At 69.4% G+C, this 17,791-nt stretch carries 14 protein-coding genes; 4 read left to right on the plus strand and 10 right to left on the minus strand.

The annotated features are described in order from the left end of the window. The first annotated feature begins 1 nt into the window (after position 1). Together EER30_RS40805 and EER30_RS40810 are read left to right on the plus strand one after the other, a co-directional pair. Positions 2-997: a HEAT repeat domain-containing protein gene (locus EER30_RS40805; RefSeq protein WP_127507209.1), complete on the plus strand. Its 996-nt coding sequence runs from the start codon at positions 2-4 to the stop codon at positions 995-997. A gap of 756 nt (positions 998-1,753) precedes the next feature. After that, entirely contained in the window at positions 1,754-2,419 is a 666-nt protein-coding gene (locus EER30_RS40810) for a hypothetical protein (protein WP_127507211.1), read from the plus strand. On the opposite strand, the gene EER30_RS40815 is transcribed toward EER30_RS40810, so the two are convergent. Then, complete coding sequence (locus tag EER30_RS40815; protein ID WP_127507213.1) at positions 2,385-3,479, minus strand: NAD(P)-binding domain-containing protein; 1,095 nt, start codon at positions 3,477-3,479, stop codon at positions 2,385-2,387. The two genes, EER30_RS40810 and EER30_RS40815, sit on opposite strands and share 35 nt — an antisense overlap. 214 nt (positions 3,480-3,693) lie before the next feature. Between EER30_RS40815 and EER30_RS40820 the strand changes: the two genes are divergently transcribed. Next, complete coding sequence (locus EER30_RS40820; protein WP_127507215.1) at positions 3,694-8,067, plus strand: FG-GAP-like repeat-containing protein; 4,374 nt, start codon at positions 3,694-3,696, stop codon at positions 8,065-8,067. On the opposite strand, the gene EER30_RS40825 is transcribed toward EER30_RS40820, so the two are convergent. After that, positions 8,064-9,026 (minus strand): zinc-dependent alcohol dehydrogenase family protein, encoded by a 963-nt coding sequence (locus tag EER30_RS40825; RefSeq protein ID WP_127507217.1) that lies wholly within the window; start codon positions 9,024-9,026, stop codon positions 8,064-8,066. The two genes, EER30_RS40820 and EER30_RS40825, sit on opposite strands and share 4 nt — an antisense overlap. 50 nt (positions 9,027-9,076) lie before the next feature. Between EER30_RS40825 and EER30_RS40830 the strand changes: the two genes are divergently transcribed. After that, a complete protein-coding gene (locus EER30_RS40830) occupies positions 9,077-9,697 on the plus strand; it encodes a TetR/AcrR family transcriptional regulator (protein WP_127507219.1) in 621 nt (206 codons plus the stop codon). Here the strand turns inward: EER30_RS40830 and EER30_RS40835 are convergent. The 8 genes from EER30_RS40835 to EER30_RS40870 all read right to left on the minus strand — a co-directional run bounded on the left by EER30_RS40835 (position 9,672) and on the right by EER30_RS40870 (position 17,791). Next, positions 9,672-10,991 (minus strand): aspartate aminotransferase family protein, encoded by a 1,320-nt coding sequence (locus EER30_RS40835; protein ID WP_240670632.1) that lies wholly within the window; start codon positions 10,989-10,991, stop codon positions 9,672-9,674. The genes EER30_RS40830 and EER30_RS40835 overlap by 26 nt on opposite strands. 79 nt (positions 10,992-11,070) lie before the next feature. Beyond that, on the minus strand, positions 11,071-12,363 hold the full coding sequence (gabT, locus tag EER30_RS40840; protein WP_127507223.1) for a 4-aminobutyrate--2-oxoglutarate transaminase: 1,293 nt from the start codon (positions 12,361-12,363) through the stop codon (positions 11,071-11,073). A 388-nt stretch (positions 12,364-12,751) separates the two neighbouring features. Continuing rightward, positions 12,752-13,126, minus strand: coding sequence for a type II toxin-antitoxin system VapC family toxin (locus tag EER30_RS40845; RefSeq protein ID WP_127507225.1), 375 nt, complete (start codon positions 13,124-13,126; stop codon positions 12,752-12,754). Next, positions 13,123-13,350, minus strand: coding sequence for a type II toxin-antitoxin system Phd/YefM family antitoxin (locus tag EER30_RS40850; protein ID WP_127507308.1), 228 nt, complete (start codon positions 13,348-13,350; stop codon positions 13,123-13,125). The genes EER30_RS40845 and EER30_RS40850 overlap by 4 nt, the downstream gene beginning before the upstream one ends. Before the next feature lie 91 nt (positions 13,351-13,441). Then, positions 13,442-14,809 carry an NAD(P)/FAD-dependent oxidoreductase gene (locus EER30_RS40855; protein ID WP_127507226.1) on the minus strand — a complete coding sequence of 456 codons (1,368 nt, stop codon included), beginning with the start codon at positions 14,807-14,809 and terminating at the stop codon, positions 13,442-13,444. Between the two features lie 3 nt (positions 14,810-14,812). After that, entirely contained in the window at positions 14,813-15,676 is an 864-nt protein-coding gene (locus tag EER30_RS40860) for an ABC transporter permease (protein WP_127507228.1), read from the minus strand. Next, on the minus strand, positions 15,673-16,536 hold the full coding sequence (locus tag EER30_RS40865) for an ABC transporter permease (RefSeq protein ID WP_127507230.1): 864 nt from the start codon (positions 16,534-16,536) through the stop codon (positions 15,673-15,675). The genes EER30_RS40860 and EER30_RS40865 overlap by 4 nt, the downstream gene beginning before the upstream one ends. Before the next feature lies 1 nt (position 16,537). Continuing rightward, positions 16,538-17,791, minus strand: coding sequence for a polyamine ABC transporter substrate-binding protein (locus EER30_RS40870; protein WP_349290914.1), 1,254 nt, complete (start codon positions 17,789-17,791; stop codon positions 16,538-16,540).

Genomic DNA, 17,791 nt, shown 5'->3' on the forward strand with positions numbered 1-17,791 from the left:
GATGGTCGACTGGTCCGCGCTGCGCCACGCCTACGGTCCGGCCGAGGACGTGCCCGGCAACCTCGCCGCGTTGAGCTCGCCCGACGAGCAGGAACGTCACGACGCGTTCGGTGAGCTGTGGGCCAGCATCGTCCACCAGGGCAACCGCTACTCGGCCAGCGCCGCCGCGGTCCCGCTCCTGCTCGACCTCGTCGCCGACCCGTCCACCCCCGACCGATGGCTGCCGCTGCACCTGCTCGGCGTCATCGCCGTCGGCCCCGACGAGGCCTGGCTGCCCGGCGGCGTGCGCCTCGACCTGCTCGGCGAGGACGAGACCCGGGCGTACGAGGCGGTCCGCGCCGGGCTGCCGGTGTTGCGCGACCTGGTCGCCGACGAGCCGTCCGCCGCCTATCTGCTCGGCTGGTATCCCGGCGACACGGCATCGCTGGAAGTCCTGGCCGCGCAGGACGACCCGACCGCGGTCGTCGCGATCGGCCTGCTCGGCCTGCCCGGCGGAGTGCCGATCGCGGCCCGCGCGCTGACCGACGAGCGGCCGCTGATGCGCTGGGCCGGCGCGATAGCCTCGGCCCGGCTGCTCGGCCCCGGCGCCGGTGACGGGCTGCTCGAGTGGCTCACCGCCGGGTCCGACCCCACGATCCCCTACCTGGCGGGCGACCTAGGCGGCTACGCCCTCCTGTCGCTTTCGCTGGTCGGCGCCGATCTGTTCGAACCGGCCCTGATCCGGCTCGCCCACGTCACCGGCGACCCGGCCCTGACCACCGTCGGCGTGGCCTTGAACGCCGCCTTCCCCGACGGCCCGGTCGCCACCGGCACGCCGTTCCGCAACCTCACCGACCGGCAGCAGCGGGTCGTAGAGGCCGTGCTGCACCACCGCAAGGCCTGGCTCCTGGACGGCCACGAGTTCGGCAACGTCGGGTTGCTGATCTCGGACTACGGCCTCCCGCACGGCCGCGACCGCCTGGCGGCCTACGTCAACCCCGCCACCAAGATCATCTAAGCGGAGTCCCGGCAAAAGTCTTCCGCCCCGCGGCTGCGGCCGCGGCGCTGTGCACTGTGATGTTCGCCGTGGCCATTACCGGCACGCCGGTGTCGGCGGCTCCGGCACACGCGCCGACGACCGCGCCGAGCCTCGACACCGCGGCCAAGGCGGCCACGAAGGCCGGCAAAGCGGTCGAAGCCCTGTCCGAACGCACCGAGTTCGTACAGGTATTCGTCCAGCCGAACGGACGGATCCGCTACGAGGCCGCCGCCGTGCCCCAGCGGGTCAAACAGGCCGACGGCGCCTGGGCCGACATCGACGTCACGCTGGCGAGGGGCAAGGACAAGCTCCTTCGCCCCAAGGCGACCTTGGCCGACGTACGGTTCTCGGCCGGCGGCGCGGGACCGGCCGCCACTCTGGTGCAGGACGGCAAGAAGCTCACCCTCACCTGGCCGCACGGCAAACTCCCGACGCCGGCCGTGGCCGCGGACGCCGCCACCTACGCCGAGGTCCTGCCCGGCGTCGACCTGGTCCTGCACGCCACCCGCACCGGCTTCACCCACGTGCTGGTCGTCAAGAACGCCCAGGCCGCAGCCAACCCGCAAGAGCGCCACCGTCCGCGCCGAGACGACCAGTTCGGGCGACCTGGTCCTGCGGCCCGACGCGGCCCTGCTCAGCCCCACCGCGAAATACCCGGTCCACATCGACCCGGCCTGGAGCACCGGCAAGACCCGCTGGGCCTACGCCACCCACAACAACTCCAACAACACCGACGTGTCACGAGCCCGAGTCGGGTCCGACCCCGACGGGCGTGTCTACCGGTCGTTCTTCGACTTCCCGATCTCGGCGCTCAAGGGCTATCACATCGAGGACGCCTACGTTCAGATGAAGGTGGACCACACCTGGTCCTGCGACAAGACCCCGAACAGCCTCTACCAGGCCGGTTCGATCGCCACCCCACGCGCCTCGTACAGCACGTCGCTGGTCAAGTACCTGGCCACGGTCTCGTCGAACGCCAACGAGGGCGCCGGCTGCTCCGACGCACCTCAGCCCGACATGACCGTCAACTTCTTCACCGACGCCGTGACCTCGGTCGTCAACGGCCTCGCGGCCAAGGGCGCCTCGAACGTCGTCTTCGGGATCGCGGACCCCGCCCGTGGCGACGTCGACCACGGCGAACACCCGCGCCACGAGCCCGCGGGTCTCGGCCCTGGCCAGTGGGCAGCGATACGCGTTCCGCGTCTACGCCATCGATCCGGCCCCGTACAGCATCAACAGCCCGACCTCGGCGTATTGCTACTTCGTCATCGACACCACCGTGCCGCCGGTGAAGGTGGCCGAGGTGACCCCGGCGCCCCGGGCCTGGCCCGCCGGGAACGGCCCGGCGCTCAGGATGGCCTGACCCCTAACGGGCCGCTGCGACCAGGTCGAGGTGCTTGACCAGCGCGTTGACGGCGTCGCGGCCGGCCCGATTGGAGCCGACCGTGGACTGGGACGGGCCGAAGCCGATCAGGTGCACGCGCGGGTCGCCGGCGACCTGGGTGCCGATCAGCCGGATACCGCCGGCCGCGTTGCGCAGGTGCAGCGGGTCCAGGTGGGACAGGGCGGCCTTGAAACCCGTCGCCCACAGGATCGCGTCCACCGAGGTGAACGAGCCGTCGGATTCCCGTACGCCATAGGGCTCGATGGCCGTGAACATCGGGCGGCGGACCAGGGCGCCGCGGTCGCGCGCGGCCACGGCGTAGGGGGTCCAGGCCAGATCGGTGTACGACACGACGCTGCCCGTGGGCCGGCCGGCCTCGACGTCCTCGACGACCTTCGCGATGATCTCGCGTCCCGCGCCCTCCGGCTCGAAGCCGTCCTCGCGGAAGACCGGTTCGCGGCGCGTGTACCAGAACGTCTTCGCGCTGCGCGAGATCTCCTCGAGCAGTTGCAGGGCCGAGATGCCACCGCCGACGACCGCTACACGCTTGCCCGCGAGCTGCTCGGCGGACACGTAGTCGTACGTGTGCAACTGGATGCCGGCGAAGCTCTCCTGCCCCGGATAGTGTGGGCGCACGGGGTTGGTCCACGTCCCGGTGGCGTTGATGATCGCCCGACTGGTCCAGCGCCCCGCCGACGACTCGACCACCAGCTCGGCGCCCTCGCTGTGCACCGACGTCACCCGCACGGGCCGCAGGATCGGCGGCTCGAAGGCGCGCTCGAACTCGGCGAAGTAGCGGGGCACGGCCGTACGGCTGGGTTCCCGCGGGTCGAGTGGCGGCTTGGGCAGCCCCGGCAGGTCGAAGATCCCGTTCACGGTCGCCATCCGCAGCGACTCCCACCGGTGCCGCCAGGCCCCGCCGGGCGCCGGCTCAGCGTCCAGAACGACGTACGTCCGCTGATCTTCCCGATGCGGGGCGAGCGCGCTCACGAACCCCCGGCGCCGCAGATGGTAGGCCGCCGACAGCCCCGACTGCCCGCCCCCGATCACCACCACCGTCGCCGAACCTTCGGTCATGATGTCGCGCTCCCCTGTCCCGTTCCGTACCGGCAACGGCCAAAACATCGCCCCGACCTGCGGATATTCCCACAGTGATCAGCATCGCTCAGAGCGATTCCGCTGTAGCCCATTGTTGCCGCCCCGAACACGCCCTACCCTCCACGCGATCACTGTTTCGATCATGGGGGTAAATATGTCTATGTCTTATAGTCCATTTAGGAGACTGCTGGCGGTGTCGGCCGCCTTGCTCACCACCTCGACGTCGGCAGTGGCGGTGTCCGCCGCGCCAGCAGCCGCCGCGCCCGCTCCGGCGCCGGCCACGGCGCCGGACATCGACGCCGCGGCCAAGGCGGCGAAGAAGGCGAACAAGCGGGTCGAGGCCCTGTCCGAGCGCACCGAATTCGTGCAGGTCTTCGCCGAGCCGTCCGGCAAACTGCGCTACGAGGCTGCCGCTGTGCCGCAGCGGGTCAAGAAGAGCAATGGTTCCTGGGCCGACATCGACGTGAAACTGGCCAAGGGCAAGGACAAGCTGATCCGGCCCAAGGCGACCCTGGCCGACGTGCGATTCTCGCCCGGCGGCAACGGCCCGGCCGTCACCCTGGTGCAGGACGGCAAGAAGCTGACCCTGACCTGGCCCCACGGCAAGCTGCCGGCCCCGACTGTCGCGTCCGACGCCGCCACCTACGCCGAGGTGCTGCCCGGCGTCGACCTGGTGCTGCACGCCACCCGGACCGGCTTCACCCACGTGCTGGTTGTGAAGAACGCCAAGGCCGCGGCCAACCCGGCCGTCCGCGAGGTGCGCTTCGACCTGGGCGGCGACGCGAAGACCAAGCGGCTGGCCGACGGATCGCTGCAGGCCCTCGCCGGCGGCAAACTGATCGCCTCCGCCCCGGCCCCGCAGATGTGGGACTCCACCACCACCCCGGCGGCCGGAAGGGCGAAGACAGCCGGCGCCAACGCGGTCGAGAAGTCCTCGGCCGCGAGCCAGGGCGACCTCGCCCGGACCGCCGCAGTCCGCGCCGACGTGACCGGCGGCGACCTGGTCCTGCGCCCCGACCCGGCGCTGCTCGGCGCGAGCGCGAAGTTCCCGGTCTTCATCGATCCGGCCTGGAGCACCGGCAAGTCCCGGTGGGCCTACTCCACCGACAACAACACGAACAACACCGACGTGTCCCGGGCCCGGGTCGGCGCCGACCCCGACGGACGCACCTACCGGTCGTTCTTCGACTTCCCGATCACCGCGCTCAAGGGCCACCACATCGAGGACGCCTACGTTCAGATGAAGGTCGACCACACCTTCTCCTGCAGCAGCACCCCGAACAGCATGTGGCAGGCCGGCTCCATCTCGACACCCCGCTCGAAGTGGAGCCCCTCGCTGGTCAAGCACCTCGCCACGGTGTCGTCCAACGCCAACGAGGGCACCGGTTGCGACGACTCCCCGCAGCCCGACATGACGGTCAACTTCCACACCAACGCCGTCATCTCGGTCGTCAACACCCTGGCCGCCAAGGGCACCGCGAACGTCATCTTCGGCTTCACCGCCCGCGACGCCGACGGCAGCGACGAATCCAACGGCACGCGCTGGAAGAAGTACTTCCCGGCCGATGCCAAGCTGATCGTCAACCGCGACGCCAAGCCCACCACCCCCACCCAGCTTCAGGTCAACGGCGTGGCGTGCACCGGCGGTACGATCCGCATCGGCACCACGACGCCGTACTTCTCGGCGATCGTCGGCGACGCGGACGGCACCGCCCAGACGCTGACGGCGACCTGGCAGCTCTTCAACGCGCCCGAGGGTGGCGCGCTGAGCGCCCGGACCGCTCCGGCCAAGTCGTCGACCACGGCGAACACGCGCGCCACGAGCGTGCGCGTCTCCGCGCTCGGGAGCAACACGCGCTATGCGTTCCGCGTCTTCAGCACCGACCCGGCGCCCTACAGCATCAACAGTCCCCTGTCGGCCATCTGCTACTTCGTGGTCGACACCACCGTTCCGCCGGTGCTGGTCGAGGAGGTGACCCCGCCGACCGGACCGGGCCGGCCGGGCACCTTCCGGATCAGCTCGACGGCGACCGACGTGACGTCGTTCCAGTACGGCTGGAACGAGGCGACGGCCTACTCGGCCACCCCGGTCAACGTCCTGAACAGCAGCGGCGCCGTGGTAGGCAAGCAGGCCGTCGTGACGATGGTCGCCGATAAGTACGGCATGACCACGCTGCACGCCCGGGCGATCGACTCGACCAACAACAAGGGTTACGGCTCGAAGGACATCAGCGTGCCGCGGCCGTCTCCGGCGGTGGCGCACTGGGGCCTGGAGGTCCGGCCGCCGTACCTGAACGAGGAGGGCGCGCTGCTCGACGACGCGCCCGCGGTCGGCGGTGACAACGTGCTGACACCGACCAACCTGGCCTGGGCCGACAAGGGCCGCATCGTCCAGGGCAAGAACATCAACTTCACCGGAACGACCGTGCTGACCACCCCGAAGGTGCTCGACACCACCAAGGCCTATTCGGTCGCCGCCTTCGTCAAGCTCGACAGCGTCGACGGCGTCCAGACGGTGATCTCGCAGGACGGTGCCAACACCGCCAACTTCGAGCTGTCGATGCGCACCGAGGACATCGACGGCAACGGCGGCAACGACAAGAACTGGTGCTTCGGGCTGCGCTCGGCCGACTCGACGGCCAGCACCCTCGCCAAGACCTGCGCACCCAACAGCGCGGTGGCCGGTCGCTGGACGCACGTCGCCGGCACCTACAACCCGGTCGACAAGCTCATGTCCGTCTGGATCGACGGCGTGCGCAAGGCGTCGGTCGCCCCGCCCGCGGCCTGGGCTTCCAACGGCGTGCTGCGCATCGGCAACCGCCGGAGCACCAGCACACAGTTCACCGAGGCCCTGATCGGCAGCGTCGCCGACGTGCAGATCTTCGACCGGCAACTGGTCGAGGACGACTTCGCCGGCACCGCGGCCGACGACGAGTTCTCCGGCGGCGTCGACGAGCCCGGCATCCTCGCGGCCACTACGGTCGGCATCTGGAACTTCGACACCGCATTGAGCTGCCACGTCGCCGGCTCCGACGAGTGTGACGCTCCCGACTCCGGCTCCGGCTTCGGCCGGCAGCTCACGCTGACGCCCGGCACCGAGGTCGACGCCGGCAACGGCGAAGGCCAGGGCCTGCTGCTGGACAAGAAGCACATGGACGACGAATCGGCGACCGAGGAGTACGGCCTGACGCAGGCCAACGTCGCACCCGCGGGCTCGCCCAAGGATCTGCGGAACGTCTCGGCGCTACGCACCGACCAGTCCTTCGCGGTCTCGGTCTGGCTCCAGCCCGCCGAACTCACCGACACCATGACCGCGCTGGGGCAGCAGGGCAGCAAGCTGTCGTCGTTCTACCTAGGCGTGCGGCAGTCGACCGTCAAGGGCATCACCGGACCACGGTTCGAGGTGATGACGCCGAGCATCGACAATCAGGTCGGCGAGTCGTACAGCCATCTGATCGCGCCGCAGCTGCTCTCCGGCGACGACACCACCGACTGGTTCCACCTGGTGTTCGTCTACAACACCGCGGCGGTCAACCAGCTCAGCCTCTACGTCAACGGCAGCATGGCGGCCACCAAGTCGGGCCGGCTGTGGAACGCCGACGGGCCGCTCACCGTAGGCCGTGTCTGGCACACCGACGAGCAGACCGCCGGCAGCTACCGTGACCAGTGGGTCGGCGGCCTCGACGACCTGCAGATCTTCCAGGGCGTGCTGACCGGCGGCCAGTTCGCGAGCATCTTCCCCGGCCCGGGATCCGGCAAGGCCCTGCCGTTCGTACGCCAGCGGACCGACCTGAACACCGACGGTCTGGCCGACGTCCTCGGCATCGGTGGCAGCTACAACCTCAGCTACTACCGGGGCAACGGCTCGGGCCAGGTGCAGTGGGGCAACAACCTCGGGGCGCAGGGCGGGTGGCCCGGCATCAGCAGGTTCACGATGGGCGACTTCGACAGCGACGGTTTCGCCGACGTGGCGGCGATCGACTCGGCCGGCGGGCTGCGCATGTACGAGGGCAGCGGCGACGGAACCGTCCGCCCGGGCAAGCTGATGTGGGGCGGCCCGACCGGCTGGGCCGGGATTCCGCTGATCACCGCCGGTGATTTCAACGGCGACGGCAAGGACGACATCGTCGGCACCGGGGCGGACGGCAACATCCGCCTGTACGCCGGTGACGGCGACGGCCTGGTCGCCGGGGGCGTCATCATGTACTACCCGTCCCCGGCCGGCTGGAACACCTTCCGGCGGATCATCGGCGGCGACTTCAACAGCGACGGCGCGATGGACATCGCCGCCATCGGCAGGGAGGGCTCACTCACCCTTTACCGGGGTAACGGCGCGGGTCTGATCACGCCGAGCGTCGCGATGTACCCCTACAACGGCGCCTTCGGCAACCACACCCGCATGACGGCGGGCGACTTCACCAACGACGGCCATCTCGATCTGGCCGCCATCGACGCCGCCGGCAACCTGAATCTGTTCCGCAACAACGGCGACGGCACGGTCGGTGGCGCGGTGCTGGCGTATCCCTCCGGCGGCGGCTGGACCAACTTCGTGAACCTGGCCTCCTAACCACGGCCGTCGTCGACGGTCAGCACGATGCGGCCGAAGACCTCGCCGGAATCCATCCGGCGGTGGGCTTCGGCCGCTTCGTCGAGCGGCAGCACGTCGTGCACCACCGCGCGCAGCTCTCCGCGCGCGGCAGCGTCGAGAAGCCCGGCCCGGACCCGATTACGCTCCGGCACCGGCACGGTGTCGAGAGAGAACGTGGCGTACGTCAGTGAGCGCCGGAACAACCGCACGAGGGCCGCGCCCAGGTCGGCAGGCGGGTAGCCGTCGACCGCGCCGACCGAGACCAGACGCCCGTTCGGGGCCAGGCGGTCGAAGAACGACGTCAGGCCGGGTCCGCCGACGACGTCGTAGATGACGTCGAACTCCCGCTCCTCCCCCGCGCCGGACCGGTCGAGGACCTCGGTGGCGCCGAGCTCGCGCAACCGCCGGCCACGCTGGGGCGACGACGTCGTGACAGCGATCGTGCTCGCACCGCCCCGCGCGGCGAGCTGGAGCGCCAGGATGCCCAGGCTGCCGGCCGCGCCCCTGATCAGCACCGATTCGCCGCTGGAGAACCGCGCGTGGGCGAGGCCGAAGTGGGCGACCGGGCCCGCGCTGCCGATCGTCACCGCGTCGACCGCGGAGAGGCCGTCGGGCAGCGGGGTCACATCGTCGAGGGCGGCTACGGCGCGCTCGGCGTAGGCGCCGCCGAGGCCGGTGAACGCCCAGACCCTGCGGCCGGTCCACGACGGGTCGACGCCGTCGCCGACGGCGATCACCCGGCCGGCGACCTCGCTGCCGGGGATGAGGCCCTCGGGGAAGGTTCCGATCTTGCCGCGCCGGATCACCACGTCGACGCCGCCGACGCCGATGGCCTCGGTCGCGATGAGCAGCTGGCCCGTGTTCGGCGCGACGTCGGGCAGGTCGACGACGCTCAGGCCGTCCGGGTCGCCGTACTTCTTGATCTCTACTGCCTTCATGGTGGCGACGTTAACGGACGCCCCCGTCCACTTGGCTAAAGTGATACGTCATGAACGGCGAATTGCCTCAGAAGCTGCGCTCGGACGCCCGCGACAACCGTGACCGCGTTCTCGAGGCGGCGCGCTCGCTCTTCTCGGAACAGGGACTCGGCGTACCGATGCGGGAGATCGCACGGCGGGCGCGGGTCGGGCCGGCGACGCTCTACCGGCGGTTCCCGACGAAGCAGGCGCTGATCGACGAGGCGTTCGCCGACGAGCTGCGCGCGTGCAGCTCGATCGTGCGGGACGGGTGCGCCGACCCCGATCCGTGGCGGGGGCTGCGGTCGATCGTCAGCGAGGTCACCGAGCTCAACGCGGGCAACCAGGGCTTCGTCGACGCGTTCACCACCGCCCACCCGGACGCGGTCGACTTCGCGGCCCACCGGGCGGGCATGCTGCGGTCGCTGGCCGGCCTGTTCCGCCGGGCGAAAGAGGCGGGCGAGCTGCGCGAGGACGTCGTACTCGAAGATCTTCTTCTGATGCTGCGCGCCGGGCGCGGCTTGCCGGCGGAAGCCGCCCGGCGCTTCGGCGCGCTGGCCCTGGAAGCGTTCCGGGCCGGGCCGGCCGGGTCCCCCCTGCCGCCACCGGCCCGGTTCCCGGAACTGGTCAGAGCTGGTTGGACGCCTCGGTGAGCACGCCCCGCAGGATCTGCTCGATCTCGGCGAACTGCTCCTCGCCCGCGATCAGCGGCGGCGCGAGCTGGATCACCGGGTCGCCACGGTCGTCGGCCCGGCAGTAGAGGCCCGCGTCGAACAGCGCGTGCGACAGGAAGCCGCGCAGCAGCCGCTCGGACTCCTCCTCGTTGAACGTCTCCTTGGTGGCCTTGTCCTTGACCAGCTCGATGCCGAAGAAGTAGCCGTCGCCGCGCACGTCGCCGACGATCGGCAGGTCGCTGAGACGGTCGAGGTAGGACCGGAACAGGTCGCTGTTGGCCCGCACGTGACCGTTGAGGTTTTCGCGCTCCATGATGTCGAGGTTCGCCAGCGCCACCGCGGAACCGACCGGGTGACCGCCGTACGTGATGCCGTGCGCGAACCAGTTGGTGCCCTGCAGGAACGGCTCGGCCAGACGGTCCGAGGCGATCATCGCGCCGAGCGGGACGTAACCGCTGGTCAAACCCTTGGCGACGGTGATGATGTCGGGCGTGTAGCCGTACCGGTGGCCGCCGAAGTATTCGCCGATCCGGCCAAAACCGGAGATGACGTCGTCGGAGACCATGAGGACGTCGTAGCGGTCGCAGATCTCGCGCACCCGCTGGAAGTAGCCGGGCGGGGGCGGGAAGCAGCCGCCCGCGTTCTGCACCGGCTCGAGGAAGACGGCGGCGACCGTGTCGGGACCCTCGAACTCGATGGCCTCGGCGATGCGGTCGGCCGCCCACACACCGAACTGCTCGGGCGACATGTTCTCGTCGGGGCGGCGGTAGTAGTTGGTGTTCGGCACCCGGAACGTCGAAGGCACCAGCGGCTCGAAGTCTTGCTTGAGGGCCGGGATGCCGGTGATCGACAGGGCGCCCATCGACGTGCCGTGGTAGGCGATCGAGCGGGACAGCACCTTGGTCTTGGTGGGCTTGCCGACCCGCTTGAAGTACGACCGGGCGAGCTTCCAGGCCGACTCGACGGCCTCGGAACCGCCGGTGGTGAAGAACACCCGGTTCAGGTCGCCGGGGGTCATCGAGGCGAGACGCTCGGCCAGCTCGACGGCCTTCGGGTGGGCGTACGACCAGATCGGGAAGTACGCCAGCTCGCCGGCCTGCTTGGCGGCGGCCTCGGCCAGCTCCTGCCGGCCGTGCCCGGTCTGCACCACGAACAGGGCGGACAAGCCGTCGAGGTAGCGGCGACCGGTCGAGTCCCAGATGTAGCAGCCGTCGCCGCGCACGATCATCGGCACGTCGTTCTTCTGGTACGACGACAGGCGCGTGAAGTGCATCCAGAGGTGGTCGCGGGCGCTGCCGGCCAGTTTCTCGTAGTCGGGAGACTGAAGGTCACTCAAAGGGGGGCTCCTGAAGTTAAGCGGTGGTGGAGAAGGCCTGCTCGAGCAGCGTGAGGCCGCGGTCGAGCTCCTCGTCCGAGATGATCAGGGGCGGCAGCAGGCGAATCACATTCCCGTACGTGCCGCAGGTGAGAAGCAGCAGGCCCAGCTCGTGCGCCGTCTTGGCGACGGCGGCGGTCGTGACAGGGTCGGGGACCGGGCCGGCCGCATCGTCCTCGCCGGGTATCACGACCTCGACGGCGAGCATCGCGCCCCGGCCGCGCACCTCGGCGATCGACGGGTGCTTGGCCGCGAGCGCCTCGAGCCGAGGACGGGCGACGGCCTCGATGCGGCGGGCGGCGGCGGCCAGGTCGAGCTCGCGCATGGTCTCGATGGAGGCGAGCGCGGCGGCGCAGGCGATGGGGTTGCCCCCGTACGTGCCGCCGAGCCCGCCGGGGTGCACGGAGTCCATGATCTCGGCGCGGCCGGTGACCGCGGCCAGAGGCAGGCCACCGGCAATGCCTTTGGCCGTGGTGATCAGGTCAGGTTCGAGGCCCTCGTGCTCACTGGCGAACCAGGAGCCCGTACGGCAGAAGCCGGTCTGGATCTCGTCGGCGATGAACACGGCGCCGGCCGCCTTCGTCCACGCGGCGATCGCGGGCAGGAAGCCCTCGGCCGGCACGACGAAACCTCCCTCACCCTGCACGGGCTCGATCAGCACGGCGGCGACGTTGGCCCCGCCGACCATCTTCTCGATCTGACCGATGGCGTACGCCGCCGCCTGCGGGCCGGACCGGCCGTCGCGCAGCGGATAGGACATCGAGACGCGGTAGATCTCGCCGGCGAACGGGCCGAAACCCTGCTTGTAGGGCATGACCTTGGCGGTGAGGGCCAAAGTCAGGTTGGTGCGGCCGTGGTAGGCATGATCGAAGACGACGATCGCGGGACGGCCGGTGGCGTGGCGAGCGATCTTGACGGCGTTCTCGACGGCCTCGGCGCCGGAGTTGAACAGGGCCGAACGCTTCTCGAAGTCACCGGGGGTGAGGGCGGCCAGCTCCTCGCAGACAGCGACATACTGCTCGTACGGGGCGATCATGAAGCAGGTGTGAGTGAACCGCTCGACCTGGGCGCGCACCGCCTCGACCACCCGGGGGGCGGCATTCCCGACGTTGGTGACCGCGATGCCGGCCGCGAAATCGACCCACTCGCGTCCGTCCACATCGGTCATCGTGCCGCCGGAGGCGCTGCTCACGTAGGACGGGATCATGCTGCTGACCCCGCGGGCGACAACCGCGGACCGGCGCTCGTGCAACTCGGCCGACGAGGGCATGCTTCAACTCCTTCGGGCTTCAGGCCCCGATCATTTCACTGATTCCGTCGCATGCAAGAGGCGCGACAACTATTTCCGTGTTACGTCGCGCCGCACATCCGGCCGCGGCCCCCGGCCGCACCGCCGGGGAGCCCGGCCGACGGCACCGAGGCACTGACCATGCGTAAGTCCTGCGTCAGGCGGTCAGGGGCCTGGATCCATCATCAAGGGGGCCTGAAGCCCGAACCTCAGATTGATCACGGACGGGAGGGGCCCGTTTCTCATGAAGCCGGGAAGCGCGTCCGGCTTGACCAGGTGTCAGCGCGACGGGCGGCACCACGCGGCACCACGACGCCGGCCCGCGCGGAAAGCCTCAACGACCACCCCGCCACCGCAACGTCGCCGGCCTTCAGATCTTGAGCAGATCCACGTCGTAGAGACTCATCGCCGCGTCGCGGGAGGCCAGGGTGAAGCCTTCGACAATGGCCTGCGCGATGAGCATCCGGCCGAAAGGGTCACGGTGATGAGGCGGGAGCCGACCTGCGGCGGCCGCGTGCTCATGGGTGATCGGCAGTTCGCTGAATCCCATGTCGCGGATCCGCTCGGCCAGATCAACAGGCCCGGCCAGGTTGCCGGCGGACTGCTTGATGGTGATCTCCCAGATGGTCACCGGCGACAGGAAGATGTCGGCGTCGTGCCGCAGCCGGTCAAGGAACTCCTCACCGAGCGTCGGGTCTCCGGCGATGGCCCACAGGGCGACGTGAGTATCGAGCAGAAGCGTCATTCGTGAAGTCCGAAATCGGCGGCGATCTCGGCGTTGGTCTCGGGTGAATCCCAGTCGCTCGAGAGGTCGAGCTGGCCGGCCAGCGATCCGATCGCTGACCGGTTGACGTGCCGGACGAACGGAATCACCCGCGCCACCGGGACGCCCGCCCGATCGATGACCACTTCTTCGCCTCGCTCGACCCGCTCGATGATCCGAGACAGGTGGGTCTTTGCTTCGTGCATGTTGAAGTGCACAGTTTCAGTCACGCTGCGTCACCCCCACGGTTAGCTAACAGGTCAGTCTGCCCGAAGGAGAGCAGCAAGTGAGAAGGCGTCAGGAGTCGAAACCGAGACCGGCCGCGTCGAGGGTACGCAGCCACAGGTTGCGGCGGCCGTCTCGGCGGTCGGCCTGGGCGATCGACCAGCGGGTCAGTTGGATCACGGCGGAGCGCAGGGGCTCGGGCGGGAACGGGGTCGGCTTGGCGCGGACCATCCTCAGGGCGGTACGTTCCGTTTGTTCGCCGGAGAGCAGGTCGAGCATGACGTTCGCGCCGAAGCGGGTGGCGCCGACGCCCAGGCCCGTGTAGCCGGCGGCGTACGACAGTCTGCCGTCGTACGCGGTGCCGAAGAAGCCGCTGAAACGGCTGCACGTGTCGATCACGCCGCCCCACTTGTGGGTGAAGCGCAGACCGGACAGTTGGGGGAAGGTCTGGAAGAAGTGGGCGGCCAGCGTCTCGAACGTCGCGGGACGCTGATCGTACGAGGGCTTGATGCGGCCGCCGTTGTAGTAGACGGCGTCGTAGCCGCCCCACAGGATGCGGTTGTCGGCGGTCAGGCGGTAGTAGTGGAACTGGTTGCCGAGGTCGCCGACGCCCTGCCGGTTGCGCCAGCCGATCGAGGCAAGCTGCTCGTCCGACAGCGGCTCGGTCATCAGCACGTAGTCGTAGACCGGCACGACGAAGTGGCCGAGGCGGCGGAGCAGGCGGCCGTGCGCGCCCGTGGCCAGGGCGACCCGGGCGGCGTCGACGTGGCCGCCGGCCGTGTGCAGTCGCAGGGCGGCCCCGGCGCGGGTGATCCGGGTGACCGGCGAACGGTCGTGGAAACGTACGCCCAGGGTCTGACACGCGGCTCGAAGGCCCCACACCAGGCGGGCCGGGTCGACCATCGCGCAGCCGTCGCGGTCCCACAGGCCGCCCAGGTACGTCGGGGAGTCGACCTCGGCCCGGATCTGATCGCGGTCGAGGAGAACGACGCCGGCCTCGTCGCCCGCTTGCAGTTCGCGCAACTGCCACGGAGCCGTCGCCACCCGCAGTTCGCCCGCCCGCGAGAAGCCGCAGTCGATGCCGTACCGGGAAACGGTTTCCTCGATCTCGTCGAGGTTCGCGCGGCCCAGCTTCTCGAGTTGCTCGATCTCGTGCGGGAACCGGCTCGCGCCGTTCTCGAAGCCGTGGGTCAGCGTCGCCGCGCAGAATCCGCCGTTGCGGCCGGACGCGGCCCAGCCCGCCGTGCTCGCCTCGATCACGACGACGTCCAGGCCGGGGTCGCGTTCCTTGGCCAGCAGGGCGGTCCACAGGCCGCCGAAGCCGGCGCCGACCACGGCCAGATCCGCGGAAAGAGCGCCGTCGAGCGGGTCGGCGGGAGCCGGAGCCCCCGCCTGGGTCAGCCAATAGGGTTCGGGAGAGGCATCTTGCAGTGAGAGCACGAGCTATCGGGTCCGCTGGCCCGAGCGGGAACGGACGTTGGCGATGATCGCGCCCAGCACGCCGACCGCGAAGATGAGCGTGCCCATGACGTTGACCTGCGGTGGGATGCCGACGCGGGTGGCGCCCCAGATCCAGATCGGGAACGTCTCGTACGTGCCGGCGGTGAAGAACGTGACGATGAAGTCGTCGATGGACAACGCGAACGCCAGCAGCACGCCGGACATGACCGCGGGCAGGATGATCGGGAAGGTGACCTTCCAGAACGTGGTCCACGGGCTCGCGCCCAGGTCGGCGGCGGCCTCCTCGATCGAGCGGTCGAGCACCATCACCCGGGAGCGCACGACGACGGCGACGAACGAGATCGAGAACATGATGTGCGCGATCGCGATGGTCACCGGGCCCACGCCGGTGCCGAGGGAGACGAACAGGCTCAGCAGCGAGGCGCCCATGATCAGCTCGGGTGAGGAGATCGCCGCGAACATGAGCAGGTTGAACGAGCCGGCGCCCCGGAAGCGGTAGCGGCCGAGCGCGTAGCCGATGCCGGTGCCGAGCGCGCCCGACACGAGGCTGGCCACGATCGCGATCACCAGCGACAGGATGAGCGCGTCGGTCAGGTCGGGATAGAGGAAGAGCTGGTCGGGGGCGTACCACTTGAAGGTGAAGCCGACCCAGCTCGTGTTGTAGCGGCCCGGGGTGTCGTTGAACCCGAACGCGATCATGACCAGGATCGGCAGGGCCAGCCAGGCGATGATCAGCCAGGTGTAGGCGTGCAGCAGGCCGCGCCCGGTGAAGCGTCGCCGGGGCCGGATGCGGGCGGCGGCGTCGGCGTCGGGCGCCGGAGGCCGCTGGAGAGTCTGCGCCGTCATCGCGCGGCCACCTTCATGACGTCCTCGGTGCCGAGGATGCGGGCGTACGTGAAGACGCCGATCAGCAGCACCACCATCAGCACGAACGAGAGCGCCGAGGCCGTCGGATAGTCGGAGTTGTCGAGGAACTGCGCGGCGATGACCTGGCCGATCATCGTCGTCTCGGAGCTGCCCAGCACCTCGGAGTTGACGAAGTCGGAGCTGGCCGGCACGAAGGTCATCAGCACGCCGGCGAACACGCCGGGCAGTGCCAGCGGGAAGACCACCTTGCGGAAGGTGATGATCGGGTTGGCGTACAGGTCGCGGGCGGCCTCGACGACGCGCGGGTCGATGCGCTCCAGGGCGACGTAGATCGGCAGCACCATGAACGGCAGGAAGTTGTAGACCAGGCCGCCGATCACCGCGACCGGCGTACCCAGGATGTGGAACGCCGGTCCGACCAGCCCGAGGTCGCGGATCGGGCTCAGCACCGGCCCCTCGTCGGCCAGGATCTGCTGCCACGACAGGGTGCGCAGCACGAACGAGACGAAGAACGGCAGCAGGGTCAGGAACAGGTAGGTGCCCTTGCGGCGGCCGCCGTAGAAGGCGATCCAGTACGCCATCGGGAAGGCGATCGCGATGAGCAGGATCGTCGCGACGGCGCCGTAGATCAGCGAACGGATCAACTGGGTCTGGTACGCGGAGAGCGAGTCCGTGTAGTTCTGCCAGTGCCCGGTGAAGCGGTAGCCGGCGACGATGTCGCCCTCCTGGAGGGAGAGCGACAGCATCGCGATCATCGGCACCGCAAAGAAGATCAGCAACCACAGCCCGCCCGGCAGGACGAGCAGGTAGGGCGCGATCTTTCGTTTGAGGCGGCTCATGTCATCCCAGCACGATAGGTTCGAATGTCTTCTGGAACTTCTGCTGCTCGGACGTGGCCTCGAACGAGACGTAGTAGTGCAGCTTGCTGTATTCCGCCGCGGTCGGGAAGACGAGCTTGCTGTTGGCCACGGCGAGCATCGCGTCCTGGTCCTCGCCGGTCAGCTTGCCCGCGTCCGTGCGCATCTGGGGCTGCGCGGCGGGCACCGGGCAGACGTAGTTGATGTAGTTGGCCAGGGCGGAGGCGTTGCCGACCTCGTAGAAGAAGTCCATCAACGTGATCGCGTCGACCGGGTTCTGCGCGGTGATCGGGATCGTCATGTTGTCGGTCCAGATCGTGCCGCCCTCTTTGGGGATGACGAACTTGAAGTCCTTGTTGTCGGAGATGTTCTTCTGAAAGACGTCGCCCGACCAGGCCTGGGTCAGCCAGACATCGCCGCTGCCGAGGCGGTCGATGTAGCTCTGGTCGTAGTAGTTGCGCACGATGCCCGCGCTCTTCTGCTTCTTGAGATGGTCGGCCGCTTTCTTCCAGTCGTCCTCGGTGGACCCCTTCGGGTTGATGCCGAGAGCGAGCAGGCCGAAATTGCCGAGCTCCTGCACGTCGGAGAACATGCCGACCTTGCCCTTGAACTCCGGGTCCCACAGGTCGGCCAGCGAGGTGATGTCGCGGCCGGTCTTCTTGCGGTCATAGGCGATGCCGGTCATGCCGGACGCCCACGGGATGCTGTAGGCGTTGCCCGGGTCGAATTCTTCCTTCTTGTACGCCGCCCCGGCGTTCTTGGCATAGTTCGGCAGCTTCGCGTGGTCGAGCGGGGCCAGGAAGCCCGAGTCGCGGAACTGCGAGAACTGGAAGCTGTTGGTGATGACCATCAGGTCGAACCCGATGGACTGGCCGGCCGTGAGCTGCGGCTGCACCTTGGCGAACCAGGGACCCATCTCCTGGATGACTTCCTGGTAGTTGACCTTGATGCCGGTCTCTTTGGTGAACTTGGCCAGCTCGGGCCGCTTGGGGTCCATGTAGAGCGGCCAGTTCGCGAAGTCGACCTTGCCGTTCTTGGCCTTGCCGGCCCAGAACTTGGCGACCGCGTCGGGCTCGGCGCTGGCCGGAGCCTGGGTGCCTCTGCCCTGCACGCCGCAGGCGGCCAGGGCCGCGCCCATGCCGGCCAGGCCGGAGAGCCGCAGCGCGTCGCGGCGGCCGAAGCGGCGCTGGGTCAGGCCGCGAAGCAGGGAGGGGTCAACGTTATGGGAGGCAGCCAC

It is taken from the genome of Actinoplanes solisilvae (assembly GCF_003999975.1).
Taxonomy (GTDB): domain Bacteria; phylum Actinomycetota; class Actinomycetes; order Mycobacteriales; family Micromonosporaceae; genus Actinoplanes; species Actinoplanes solisilvae.